General features: G+C 61.4%; 10 protein-coding genes, 1 tRNA gene and 1 pseudogene. 6 read left to right on the forward strand and 6 right to left on the reverse strand.

The genetic code is table 11. The features are described 5' to 3' along the window. Positions 1–148: 148 nt before the first annotated feature. Both C1M53_RS01270 and C1M53_RS01275 read left to right on the forward strand, forming a co-directional pair. Entirely contained in the window at positions 149–517 is a 369-nt protein-coding gene (locus C1M53_RS01270; protein WP_313956076.1) for a hypothetical protein, read from the forward strand. 84 nt (positions 518–601) lie between these two features. Then, complete coding sequence (locus C1M53_RS01275) at positions 602–991, forward strand: DUF427 domain-containing protein (protein ID WP_129410578.1); 390 nt, start codon at positions 602–604, stop codon at positions 989–991. A 24-nt stretch (positions 992–1,015) separates the two neighbouring features. Here C1M53_RS01275 and C1M53_RS01280 read toward each other — a convergent pair whose 3' ends face one another. Beyond that, positions 1,016–1,909, reverse strand: a complete 894-nt coding sequence (locus C1M53_RS01280) for a transcriptional regulator GcvA (protein ID WP_129410579.1) — start codon at positions 1,907–1,909, stop codon at positions 1,016–1,018. A gap of 110 nt (positions 1,910–2,019) precedes the next feature. Between C1M53_RS01280 and C1M53_RS01285 the strand changes: the two genes are divergently transcribed. After that, complete coding sequence (locus tag C1M53_RS01285; RefSeq protein WP_129410580.1) at positions 2,020–2,508, forward strand: VOC family protein; 489 nt, start codon at positions 2,020–2,022, stop codon at positions 2,506–2,508. Positions 2,509–2,539: 31 nt separating this feature from the next. Then, entirely contained in the window at positions 2,540–3,271 is a 732-nt protein-coding gene (locus C1M53_RS01290; RefSeq protein ID WP_129410581.1) for an SDR family oxidoreductase, read from the forward strand. A gap of 37 nt (positions 3,272–3,308) precedes the next feature. Here C1M53_RS01290 and C1M53_RS01295 read toward each other — a convergent pair whose 3' ends face one another. Further along, entirely contained in the window at positions 3,309–4,067 is a 759-nt protein-coding gene (locus C1M53_RS01295; protein WP_129410582.1) for a polysaccharide deacetylase family protein, read from the reverse strand. 90 nt (positions 4,068–4,157) lie between these two features. After that, positions 4,158–6,818, reverse strand: a complete 2,661-nt coding sequence (gene ppdK, locus C1M53_RS01300; protein WP_129410583.1) for a pyruvate, phosphate dikinase — start codon at positions 6,816–6,818, stop codon at positions 4,158–4,160. A gap of 350 nt (positions 6,819–7,168) precedes the next feature. Between ppdK and C1M53_RS01305 the strand changes: the two genes are divergently transcribed. Then, complete coding sequence (locus C1M53_RS01305; protein WP_129410584.1) at positions 7,169–7,513, forward strand: VOC family protein; 345 nt, start codon at positions 7,169–7,171, stop codon at positions 7,511–7,513. A 119-nt stretch (positions 7,514–7,632) separates the two neighbouring features. Continuing rightward, a tRNA-Gln gene (locus C1M53_RS01310) sits at positions 7,633–7,707 on the forward strand. A gap of 84 nt (positions 7,708–7,791) precedes the next feature. On the opposite strand, the gene C1M53_RS01315 is transcribed toward C1M53_RS01310, so the two are convergent. From C1M53_RS01315 to smc, 3 genes and pseudogenes are all read right to left on the reverse strand, one after another. Further along, positions 7,792–8,448, reverse strand: coding sequence for a class I SAM-dependent methyltransferase (locus tag C1M53_RS01315; protein ID WP_129410585.1), 657 nt, complete (start codon positions 8,446–8,448; stop codon positions 7,792–7,794). A 152-nt stretch (positions 8,449–8,600) separates the two neighbouring features. Continuing rightward, complete coding sequence (locus C1M53_RS01320; protein WP_207213064.1) at positions 8,601–9,575, reverse strand: NAD-dependent epimerase; 975 nt, start codon at positions 9,573–9,575, stop codon at positions 8,601–8,603. A 109-nt stretch (positions 9,576–9,684) separates the two neighbouring features. Further along, positions 9,685–13,145 (reverse strand): annotated as a pseudogene (gene smc, locus C1M53_RS01325) (chromosome segregation protein SMC). Positions 13,146–13,186 lie beyond the last annotated feature (41 nt).

The raw sequence follows: 13,186 nt of genomic DNA on the forward strand, positions 1-13,186 counted from the left end.
CTGTAAGGAACGCCGAGAAAGTCCAGACTGCCGCAAGGTCAGAAAGACCCTTTGTACGCGCATCGCGCGGCGAATCTGCAACCAACCATTGTCAAGCCGACCAAAGTCTGCATAGTTTCAGATTGGCGGGACGTGGCAGGCGAGATGGATGAGGTTCGCGATGGACCCGCAGATCGACGATGAAGCCCTTGAGACCGCGCTTGAAGAGAGCCTCGGCGAACTGACCCCGGTGGCCAAGGCCGTCTCCACGGAAGAATTCGCAACCGTTGTCGACGGCGCACTCGAAGCCGTCAGCGGCAAGCTTCTTTTCAGCATGTGCGTGCTGAATGAAGGCGCCGACGAGTACGTCGCAGCCGCCTCCGTCGGCGATGGCGAGAACCGCCAATATCTGCTGCTTTCGCTGCCGGCCAAGGGCGGTTCACTCAAGGTTGAAACCGCTTCCAAGAGCAGCAACCCCGCCGCCCGCATTGCCGAGGCCTATGCCGGGCTGATGGATGCGCTGAAGGTCGCGGCCTGATCCCCCAAGGGACGCGTTTTGTCAGCAGCCTGCTGGCGATAGCCATTGCCGGCCCTATATGGGAGCCAGCAACGGAGATCCCCGATGGACCAGAGAACCAACCCTGCTCCCGGTTTCATGCGCGATCCGGCTCACACCATCACCGTCAGACCGTTTGATGGCACGGTCACCGTCAGTTTCGGCCGCGAGGTGATCGCGAGCTCCGGCCGTGCCCAGCTGCTGCAGGAAGCAAGCTATAGGCCAGTGCTTTATGTACCGTTCGCCGACATCCGGTTCGAAGCGCTGTTGCCAAGCGACAGTTCGACCCACTGCCCCTTCAAAGGCGACGCCAGCTACTGGAGCGTCCATGCAGGCGGTGAAACCCGCAAGGACGTGATGTGGGCCTATCAGGCGCCCTATGACGAGATGCTCGTCATCAAGGATCATGGCGCGTTTTACCCTGATCGGGTCGAGATCGAAACGATCCCAGCCTAGCCAGCAGCTGCCGGAGGTGGTTTTTCAAGTCTCGACTGGTTGGATTTCCGAGAGGAGCCAGTCCCGAAAAGCCCGTACCTTGCGCTGACGAATGGCATCAGGAAGATAAACGACGTAGAAGCTGGAGAGAGACTTCAGCGCGCGCGCGAAAGGACGAACCAGCCTGCCGCTGGCCAGATCGGCGGCGACAAGCATGGTGCGGCCGAGCACGACCCCCTCACCCTGCACGGCGGACTCGACGGCGAAACTGGCGGAATCGAAGGTCAATCCACTGCGGGGATCAACGCCTTCCACGCGCGCACTGGCAAGCCAGGCCGCCCAGTCGATCGGATAACCATCATGGATCAGCGTGTGGTGCCTTAGATCCTCAGGTTCACGCAGTGGATACGCGCCTTCCAGCAGCTTTGGACTGCAGACGGGGAAGACCTCCTCGCCAGCCAGGAATTCCGATGTCAGTCCGGGATAGTCACCGCTGCCATAGCGTATGGCGATATCGATGCCATCGCCGCGGAAATTGGTCAGTTTCCCGGTCGTCGATACCCGGACGTCGATATCGCCGTGAGCGCGATGGAAGCGATACAGCCTCGGCACCAACCATTTGCCGGCGAAACCGTCAGACGTGCTGACATTCAGCGTCGTGTTCGAGTGGCGGCTCGTTGCGGAAGCCGTGGCTATCGCCAATTGATCGAGCACGTCGCGGACGGCGCGCGCATAAGGTTCGCCGACGGCAGTGAGACGCACGGACCTCGTGGCGCGCTCGAAGAGCTGGACGCCGAGCTGATCTTCAAGGTTCTTGACTGCCCTGCTGACGGCACCATGCGTGACATTGAGCTCTTCCGCGGCCCTGGAGAAGCTCAGGTGCCGTGCGGCGGCCTCGAAACTCGGTAAGGCGTTGAGTGGCGGAAGCTTGCGAGCCATCGACTATCTGTGAGTAAAATTCACAAATTGGTGCCAACTAATGGTTTGTCCGTCAAGCCATTGCTAGCAAAAATGACAACCAATTTGTGATCAAGGTTCATGGGATCAGCATGGCGACCATTCATCCCTTCTTATGGTTCAACGGAAATTCGGCAGAAGCACGGGACTTCTACCTGTCGGTTTTCAAGGACGCGAAGGCTCTCGGAACCCGGGAATTCACCGACGGTTTTTCCAAGGCAGGCGCAGGCGTTCCACATGCGGTCTTCGACTTCGAACTCGAAGGGCTGAAGCTGACGGCGCTCGACGCAGGATCGATGCCACCCTTCAATGAACGGCTTTCGCTCTATATCGAAACCAGGGATCAGGAAGAGACCGACTACTACTACTACCATGCGCTCATCGCCGGTGGCGGCTCCGAAAAGCCGTGCGGCTGGCTGCAGGACAAGTTCGGTGTCTACTGGCAGGTCATCCCGGAGATCGCGCTGAAACTCATGACCGACCCGGATCGCGAAAAGGCACATCGGGCAAGGCAGGCCATGTATGGCATGACCAAGCTCATCGTCGCGGACCTGGAAGCTGCCTACGCCGGTCAAGCGTGATCCTCCAACATAATCAAAGGCAAAGATTCTCATGGCATCGCTTGCGGGCAAGAAAATCGTGATCGTCGGAGGCAGCTCCGGCATCGGGCTCGGCGTGGCTGCAGCAGCTCTGCAGAATGGCGCCGATGTCACGATCGTCGGTCGTTCGAACGACAAGCTGCAGACCGCACGGCAATCACTCGGCGCAAGCAGCAATCTGCAGGGCATTGTCGCAGACATGACGAAGGAAGCGGAGGTGACCCGGCTGTTCGGGGAAGTCGGCTCTTTCGATCATCTTGTCTCGACGGCCGGGACGCCGCCGCCGAATTATCCGATCAACGATACCGACATGGATTTCGTGCGCACCTTCGTCGACAACAAGCTGGTCGGTGCGGTCATGCTTGCCAAACATGCGGCACGCACACTCAGAAGCCGAGGCTCCATGATTTTCACCTCCGGAATCAACAAGGATCGGCCACCGGTTCCCGGCGGCTCCGTCGTATCTGCCATTGCCGGTTCGTTCAGCTATTTCGCCAGGGCGCTCGCCCTGGAGCTCGCACCGACACGTGTCAACATCGTATCGCCCGGCTGGGTCGACACACCGATGTGGGACGAGCTTGTCGGAGAGGCCAAATCCGGTTTCTTCAAAGACATGGGCTCGCGACTACCGGCAGGAAAGGTCGCCAATCCGGCCGACATCGCCTCGGCTTATCTCTATCTCATGACAAGCGAGTTCATGACCGGTGAGACCATCCATATCGACGGCGGACAGAGGCTGATCTGAGAGGCTGCGCCATACCCGTGGCGAGCAGGCGAACCGTTCAGTAACCGGCAACCGTCTCAACCGTCGTGCCGTCCGAGCCCTCGGCAGGAACATCCGACAGCTTCACGAAGGAAAAGCCTTTGGCCTTGAGGGCAAGGATACCCTTGGCGACGCCCTCGCCAGCCGCATGCGTCGGCTGGTTGATGTGGGCGATCACCACATCGCCATCACGGGCAGCCGCGATGCGCCTTTCGGTGGTTGCGGCACCAAGCAGCGAGCCGCCATCCCCGTTGACGGAGTAGCCGGCGACCCGCAAACCAAGCTTGCGGATCTGCTCGATGGCACTTTTGCTGTAGCGTGCCGTTGCCCCGCGAAACCAGCGCGGTGCCGTCGCACCGGCCGCTTCGATGGCTTCAGCCCCGCCTCGAACCTCCTTGTCGACCGCCTCGGGCGAACCCGCGGCGGCAATACCGAAGATACGGGTCGGTCGATCAACCGCCGGCACATGCATGGCGCCGTGGTCCTCGATCTCGAACAGGTCCGGATGCGCCTGCAGCTCGGCCAGCACTTCCTTGTTGTGCTTCAGCCAGCGGCTGGTGACGAAGATCGTTGCCGGGATGCTGTTTTCGACCAGCACCGACAGGATGCGGCGGTCGGTCTTGCCCATGCAGGCATCGAAGGTCAGCGCGACGCGCGGTGCCACTTTGCCGCCTGGCGTTATGCGCAACGTCGGCTCGACAAGACGTTCCGACGGCCCGGCAAGGGCCGGACCGGTCAGCAGCGTCGCTGTCAAGGCAGCGGTGGCAAGGATACGCATTGCAATTTCCAAGGAATTCGTTCCCGCCGCCCTGTGGCTGGCGAAAACGGCGATCTTGCGACGCAACGCGCAAGATCGCCGGATGTTCACCTACTTCGCGACCGCAGCCTGCGCGGCGGCAAGGCGAGCGATCGGCACGCGGAAGGGCGAACAGGAAACATAATCCAGTCCCACTTCCTCGCAGAAGCTGATCGAAGCCGGGTCCCCACCGTGCTCGCCGCAGATGCCGAGCTTGATGGACGGACGCGTACCCCTCCCCTTTTCGGCAGCCATGCGCACCAGTTCGCCAACGCCATCGCGATCAAGCGACACGAACGGATCCTGCTCGATGATGCCTTTCTGGCGATAGGTCTCCAGGAAGGAAGCCGCATCGTCGCGCGAAATGCCGAAGGTGGTCTGCGTCAGGTCATTGGTGCCGAAGGAGAAGAATTCCGCCGTCTCCGCAATGACATGGGCGCGGATGGCTGCCCGCGGCAGCTCGATCATGGTACCGGTGAGATAGTCGATCTTGACGCCGGTCTCGTCCATCACGGCCTTGGCGACCTGGTCGATGCGCGCCTTCACGTAATCGAGTTCCTTCACGATGCCGACCAGCGGCACCATGATTTCCGGCACCACTAGCGCGCCAGCCTTGCGACCGGCCTCGACTGCCGCCTCGAAGATGGCACGTGCCTGCATCTCGGCGATTTCCGGATACGAGACCGCCAGGCGGCAGCCGCGATGTCCAAGCATCGGGTTGAATTCGTGCAGGGCCTCTGTGCGCTGACGCAGTTTGTCGGCCGAGACATTCATGGCAGCGGCGACCTCGGCCACCTCCTCCTCCGTCTTGGGCAGGAATTCATGCAGCGGCGGGTCGAGCAGGCGGATGGTCACCGGCAGACCTGCCATGATCTCGAACAGTTCCAGGAAATCCGAGCGCTGCATCGGCAGAAGCTTGGCAAGCGCTGAGCGACGATCCTTCTCGGTATCGGCCAGGATCATCTCGCGCATGGCAACGATGCGGGCGCCGTCGAAGAACATGTGCTCGGTACGGCAGAGCCCGATGCCTTCGGCACCGAAGGAGCGGGCCATGCGTGCGTCAGCCGGTGTCTCGGCATTGGTGCGCACTTTCATGCGACGCGCACCATCGGCCCATTCCATGATGGCGGCGAAGTCGCCCGACAACTCGGGCTGCAGCATCGGCACGGAACCCTTCAGCACCTGGCCGTTGCCGCCATCGATGGTGATGACGTCGCCCTTCTTGAAAGTGGCGCCGAGCGCAATCAGTACGCCTGCCTTGTGGTCGACTCGCAGCGAACCGGCGCCCGAAACGCATGGCTTGCCCATGCCGCGCGCGACCACTGCGGCGTGGCTGGTCATGCCGCCGCGCGTGGTCAGGATGCCTTCGGAAGCGTGCATGCCGTGAATGTCTTCCGGCGAGGTTTCCACGCGCACCAGTATCGCCTTGCGGCCCTGTGACTTCAGCTCCTCGGCGTCATCCGACGAGAACACGATCTCGCCCGTGGCGGCACCAGGCGATGCCGGCAGGCCGACGCCGATGACGTTGCGCTCGGCGCGCGGATCGATGGTCGGATGCAGGAGTTGGTCGAGCGAGGACGGGTCGATACGAGCCACCGCCTGCTCCTTGGTGACCAGGCCTTCATGGGCCATGTCGACCGCGATCTTCAGCGCAGCCTTGGCCGTGCGCTTTCCGGATCGGGTCTGCAGCATCCACAATTTGCCGCGCTCGATGGTGAATTCGAGGTCCTGCATGTCGCGGTAGTGCTTTTCAAGCTTGTCCGAAATCGCGACAAAGTTGGCGAAGGCCTCTGGCATCAGCTTCTGCAGTGAAGGCTTGTCGGAGCCGGCGGCGATGCGGGCGGCCTCAGTGATGTTCTGCGGCGTGCGGATGCCGGCCACGACGTCCTCGCCCTGCGCGTTCACCAGAAACTCGCCGTAGAGCAGCTTCTCGCCGGTCGAGGGATTTCGGGTGAAGGCGACGCCGGTGGCAGAAGTCTCGCCCATGTTGCCGAACACCATGGCCTGGACGTTGACGGCCGTCCCCCAGGCTTCCGGGATGTCGTGCAGGCGGCGGTAAGTGATGGCGCGCGCGTTCATCCAGCTGGAAAAGACCGCGCCGATGGCACCCCAGAGCTGCTCACGCGGGTCCTGGGGAAATGGCTTGCCCAACTCCTCCTCAACCTTGGCCTTGTAGAGCGCAATGACGCCCTGCCATTCGATGGCAGAAAGCTCCGTATCGAGTTCGTAGCCGAGGCTTGCCTTCTGATCCTCCAGGATTTCCTCGAAGACCTCGTGATCGAGCCCCATCACGACATCGGAGTACATCTGGATGAAACGACGGTAGCTGTCATAGGCAAACCGCGCATCGCCGGAATCGCTCGCCAATGCCTCGACCGTCTCGTCGTTGAGCCCGAGGTTGAGAACTGTGTCCATCATGCCCGGCATCGATGCACGAGCGCCGGAACGCACCGACACAAGAAGCAGTTTTTTGGGATCGCCAAAGCTGCGGCCGGTGATCCGGCCGATGTGCCCAAGCGCCTCGTCGACATCGCCCTCCAGGGTGTCGGGATAGGCACGACCATTGGCATAATAGTGATTGCAGGCTTCGGTGGTGATCGTAAAACCCGGCGGCACCGGCAGGCCCAGGCTGCACATCTCGGCCAGATTGGCTCCCTTGCCGCCCAGCAGATTTTTATCTCCGGCGCGGCCCTCGGCCGCTCCGTCGCCAAAGGTGTAGACCCACTTGGTCATGCTCGCTCCTCAGCCTGGTTTCGCCTCAGGGCTCTTGCCCCGGGGTAAGCCTCGCGGCCTGCCTAGGATGCTGCGCTGCGAAAGGCAAGCACTTGAAACCCTCGCCCGCAGCTACAATCGATTAAGCCATTTTAGGGGTGAGTGATGTGTCGGAAATCGGGCAGTACTCGCCACCCGGAAGGATGGCATGATGCCTTGTTTTGGACGCCGTTCCGGCAGGAAAAGGGGAATCAGTCAATCAGCGGACCACGAAGACGGCAGGCCCGCCATGTCGAACCTTCAATCCCGCAGCCCTTGAGTCTCTGGCGACCATGCAATAAAAGAACATATGAAGAACAAGAGGTGTTGCGATGCGTAAGACAGGCAAACTCGATTACATCGAAATGCCGGCAATCAATGGCAAGCTCGACAACGTCAAGGCATTCTACAGCGCGGCCTTCTCCTGGTCGTTCACGGATTACGGCCCGACCTATTCGGCTTTCGACGAAGGCCTGGATGGCGGTTTTGATGCCGACGCCTCCGCTGCAACGGCTAAACCACTGCCGGTACTCTATTCGGAAAACCTGGAAGAGACGCTCGATGCGGTCACCAACGCCGGCGGTACGATCGTCAAGCCGATCTTTTCTTTTCCTGGCGGCAGGCGTTTTCACTTCGTAGATCCGGCCGGCAATGAACTGGCCGTCTGGAGCGAATAGCCGGTGCACGAGCCCCAGACCTTCAGCGGGGCTCGTGCACCGATTTTGGCATATTATTGGCGATTGTGCTTTTGGCCGGCTCTGCCTATAAGGCCGCTCACATCCGATTCATCGGCTGTTGGGGCGTCGCCAAGCGGTAAGGCATCGGTTTTTGGTACCGACATTCCCAGGTTCGAATCCTGGCGCCCCAGCCACAGACTGACAACAGATTTATTCAGCTTTCACTCAGACTTGCTCCGCCGTGCAGATCTAGGGCAGCGGTAGAATTCTGTGTGATCTCAATATTGCGGGGATTTTGGAAACGCTTTCGACCAATCTTTCTTAACGAAATCGAGACAGATCGACTCGTTTTCATCATAGGTGAAGCTGGTGCCATGTTCTGTGTACCGCCGGCTTATCAGCCGATAGGCCGGATTCCAGGTAAAAAACCTCGAGAAATCCATCTTGTGGGCGAATACGCCGGGCTTGTGAGAGTACGGATTCTTGAAAACGTGCCTGGGGCTGAAGTCCAGGATAGCCACCAGCCCTCCGTCGGCCAGAACACGATCCGCCTCCGCAGCTATCTTAAAATAGTCTCTTGGATCCGTCAGATACAAACAGAACCCAAAGATAAGGGTGTCGACGCTGGAATCAGGAAGGTCGATCCTGTCGGCTGTTCCAATTTCAAATGTAATGTCTGGGTATGTTGCACGGCCGTGCGCAACAGCCTTCGTTGAGGGATCAAAGCCCCAGCATGCTGATCCGAATTTGTCGCGAAGAAGCGATAGACGTTCACCTTCTCCACACCCGATCTCGGCAATCAGCTTTGGCTGAACCTGCAAGCTCAACATTTCGCTGACGACAAGATCCGTTCCCTTGTGTCCAAGCGCTGCAAGGTTACGCTCAAACCAGGCGTCACCTTCTCCAGAGAGAAAAATGGATTTCTGCGAAGTCATCGTAACGAGCTCGATTGAGAGGACGGTGCGGCTTGGTCATGCGAAGAAGCCACACAAAACTCGAGCTGCCAAGCAATCGAAGATCGCGATCCAAAGCTCTTTCAAGCAACATCAGCGCGATTGCAGCAGATTATGTCGCCCGGGACCAATGCCTATCCCCGCCCCTGCCACTCGGCGCGATACCATTCGACGAACTTCCGCAGGCCGTCCTCGATCGACGTGTTCGGCTTGAAGCCGATGGCGTGATCGAGTGCCGTGACATCGGCAAAGGTACGCTCGACATCACCAGGTTGCATCGGCTCGTATTGGCGCTTCGCCTCGATGCCGATCAGACGCTCCAGGGTGTCTATGAACTCGCCCAGCCGCACCGGGTTGTTGTTGCCGATGTTGTAGAGCCGTGCTGGTGGCGTCTCGCGTGCGGGTGGATTGTCCAAGACTTTCACCACAGCTTCGACGATATCATCTATGTAGGTAAAGTCGCGCGACATCTCGCCTTTGTTGAAAACGCGGATCGGCTTGCCGGCAAGGATGGCTTTTGTGAAAAGCCAATAAGCCATGTCCGGCCTGCCCCACGGTCCGTAGACCGTGAAGAAGCGCAGGCCTGTAAGTGGAATGGAATAGAGATGAGCGTAGGTATGGCTCATCAGCTCGTCGGCCTTCTTGGTAGCCGCGTAAAGGGAAACCGGCGTGTCGACCTTGTCGGTCTCCGAAAACGGCACCTTCCGGTTGCCGCCATAGACCGAGCTCGACGAGGCATAGACCAGGTGCTCGAAACCGGGTTGCGCCCGGCAAAATTCCAGCACTTCCAGGTGACCGGCAATGTTGGAGCGAATGTAGGCGCGCGGATTGTCGAGCGAATAACGCACGCCGGCCTGCGCGGCGAGATGCACGACGCGTCTGATGCCAAGGCTCGAGAGCGATGCGAGGGCCGCCTCGTCCGCAATATCCAGCTTGTGGAATGAGAAATGGTTGCGTGGGGAAAGTCGCTCCAGGCGCGCCTGCTTCAGCGCCGGATCGTAATAATCGTTCAGATTATCGACGCCGATGACCTCTTCCCCCCTGTCGAGCAGGCGATGGCAGACATGGCTGCCGATGAAGCCGGCCGCGCCGGTGACGAGTATGGGCAAAATGCGTTCTCCGTGACCGCTGGTTGCGACACTGCAAGCCAGCCGACGGTTCAGTGCTACCACCGAGATTGTCGAACGTTCAACCGCACAAATGGCGACGAAATGTCGGTCAGCTTGCTTCGCGCATCGCTTCCGCAGCCTGCAGGTCGACCGAAACCAGCTGACTGACGCCTTGTTCGGCCATTGTGACGCCGAACAGTCGGTCCATGCGCGCCATGGTGATCGGATTGTGGGTGATGACGACGAAACGTGTCTCGGTCGATGCCGACATTTCGTCCATCAGATTGCAGAAACGTTCGACATTGTGATCGTCGAGCGGCGCGTCGACCTCATCCAGCACACAGATCGGTGCCGGGTTGGTGAGGAAGACGGCGAAGATCAGCGACATCGCCGTCAATGCCTGTTCACCGCCGGACAGCAGCGTCATGGTCTGCGGCTTCTTGCCAGGCGGACGGGCCAGGATCTCGAGACCTGCCTCGAGCGGATCTTCCGACTCGATCAGCTGCAGTTCGGCAGTGCCGCCACCGAACAGATGCGTGAACAGCCGCTGGAAATGGCCATTGACGAGCTCGAAGGCGGCAAGCAGTCGCTCGCGGCCTTCACGATTGAGGCTCTGGATCGCCTGGCGCAGCTTGCGGATCGCCTCGATGACGTCCTCACGTTCGGAAACGATGGTCTCCAGCCGCTCCGAAAGCTCGCGCTGTTCCTCCTCGGCACGCAGATTGACGGCACCCAGCCGTTCACGCTCGATCTTCAGCCGCTCCAGCTGACGCTCGATCTCACCCATGTCCGGCATCGGGCTGTCAGCCTCCAGCCCGGTGTGGCGAATGACCAGATGCGGCGGTGTGTTCAGTGCTTCCTGGATACGCGCTTCCACCTCTTGCCGACGCTCGTCGGCGGCGGTCAGCCGTTCCTCGGCACGCACGCGTGCCTCGCGTGCTTCAGCGAGCGTGGTAATGGCCGCCGTCGCTGCCTTGTCGAGCTCCGCCTGTCGGTTCTCGGCCTCCTGCAGACGGTCGGCGGCGTTCTTGCGCAGCGCCTCGGCTTCGGAGAGTTGCGACAGCAAAGCGCGGCGACGCTGGTCGAGTTCGTCGGGCGCATCGGCCAGTTGCTCGCGCTCGGCCGCAGCTTCCGCCTTGCGTTCACCAAGCGAGGCGATCTGGGCAGAGGCATTCTCTGCCCGCGACAGCCAGTTGTTGCGCTCTCCCTGAATGGCTTCCAGGCGTCGTCCCCGCGTCTCCGCTTCACGCTTGAGCCCCTCATGGACGGCGCGCGCATCGGCGAGCGTCGCCCGGTCGTGCGAGACATGAGCGGCCGCCTGCTCGAGCCGCGACTGCAGGTCGGCAAGATCGGGAGCATCTTTCAACTGCTCTTCCGCCTCGACATGGATGGCGGAGGCTTCTTCATGGGCTTCGACCACCCGCGCACGGGATTCGGTCAGGGCAGCCCGCCGCGTCGTGAACTCACCGGCCGCTCTTTCCGCCTGAACCAGCGCATTGTGCGCCGCGTCGAGCGCGTGCTGCGCTTCGCGCCAGGCCTGACGTGCCTGCTTCTCGGCCTCGATGGCGGTGCGCAGGCCAGCTTCCGCTTTGGCAAGGGCCTCCTCGGCCGCGCGCACGACACGCGTGGCGGCTATCGCCTCGGCGTCGAGTTCAGCCAACCGGTTCTTCTGCGCCAGGCGTTGCGCGGCTGGCGTCGGTGCGTCCGCGCTCGCCGTGAAACCATCCCAGCGCCACAATGCCCCTTCACGGCTCACCAGCCGCTGGCCGGGCACCAGCAACGCTTGCAGACGCTTGCCCTCACCGGCTTCAACGATACCGATCTGCGCAAGGCGACGTGCAAGCTGCCCGGGCGCCTTGACGACACTGGCCAGGCTGCGAACCCCCTCCGGCAGGGCCGGGTCGCCACGCTGCACATCGCCATCGCCCCAGTGTACGGGTGCGCTACGGTCCAGCGGCACATCGAGATCTTCGCCAAGCGCCGCGCCAAGTGCTGTCTCGAAACCGCGTTCGACGCTGATCTGTTCCAGCACGGCAGGAAAGAGGTCCCCACCACCAACCGAATTCAGGATCTTGGCCAGCGTGCGCGCTTCGGTCTCGATGCGGGCAAGTTCCGCCTTGGCCTCCTGCAAAGGAGCGCGTGATGCGGCTTCAGCAGCACGAGCCTCGACCACCTGCTGTTCACTCTCGAGGGCTGCGGCCTCCGTGGCGGCAAGCGCTTCGGTCGCTTCTTCGACCAGGATCTTTTTCTCCGCCGGATCGGCAAGAGCAGCGATGCGCTGGCCGATTTCGGCAAGTTCACGATCGGCATCGGCAAGCTGCCGGGCGAAACGATCGCGGCGTTCAGCGGCTTCCCGCAAGGTACGTTCGATCTGGTTGCGTCCGGCCGCAGCCTCAGCCCGTTCGGCGGTCAGCTTCGCCAGTTTTTCTTCACTGGCCGCCAGCGTGGCTGTCGCCTGCTCGAAAGCGGCACGCGTGTTGGCCTCCCGCTCTGCTGCGCCGGCATTTTCAGCATTCAGCGTCTCTTCTTCCGCTGCCAGGCGCTCCAGCACGGCAGCATTGTCACGCACCATGCGCTCTTCGCGCTCGATGTCGGCGTCCAGCTGCTGCAGGCGCCGGTCGAGTTCGGTTTGGCGGGCACTGATGCGGCCTGCTTCTTCCTCGATCTGCGACTTGGCGATCGACAGCCGCTGAAAGCAGCCGCAGCTTTGGCTTCCGCATCACGCAGATCCGGCAGGCGGTGCGCGCTGATTGCCTGTTCCTTGGCGGCATTCATCTGCGAAGCGGCGCGGTCGCCGACCAGTGCGGTCGCGGTCGCCAGTGCGGAGCGCGCTTCAGCTTCCTGCGCCTTGGCAAGGGTCCAGCGCAGATGCAGCAGGGTGGCTTCCGCCTTGCGGATGTCGGCCGAGAGGTTCTTGAACCGCGACGCCTGGCGTGCCTGACGCTTCAGGCTTTCGATCTGGCTTTCCAGTTCGCCGACGACATCGTCCAGACGTTCGAGATTCTGCTCGGCGCCCTTCAACCGCAATTCCGCTTCATGGCGGCGGGTATGCAGGCCGGAGATGCCGGCTGCTTCTTCCAGCAGCGCGCGGCGCGCCTGGGGTTTGGCTTGGATCAGCTCGCCGATACGCCCCTGCCCGACCATCGAAGGCGAACGGGCGCCCGTCGACTGGTCGGCGAAGAGAAGCTGCACATCCTTGGCGCGCGCCTCCTTGCCATTGATGCGGTAGACAGAACCGGCCTCACGCTCGATGCGGCGGGAAACCTGCAGCTCATCGGCGTCATTGAAAGCGGACGGCGCGGTGCGATCGAGATTGTCGAGGAAAAGCGTGACTTCGGCCGTGTTGCGGGCCGGCCGTGTGTTGGAACCCGAGAAGATGACGTCGTCCATGCCGGACGCGCGCATGTTCTTGTAGGAGCTTTCGCCCATCACCCAGCGGAGGGCTTCCACCAGGTTCGACTTGCCGCAGCCATTCGGTCCGACGATACCGGTGAGACCGCGTTCGATAACGAACTCACCGGGTTCGACGAAGGATTTGAAACCGAGCAGGCGCAGCCGCGAGAATTTCATTCGCGCAGCCCCGTACGGGCGCTCGCGCCGAGCCGCTGCCG

Origin of the sequence: Mesorhizobium sp. Pch-S (genome assembly GCF_004136315.1) — a bacterium.
In the GTDB taxonomy this organism is placed as follows: Bacteria; Pseudomonadota; Alphaproteobacteria; order Rhizobiales; family Rhizobiaceae; genus Mesorhizobium.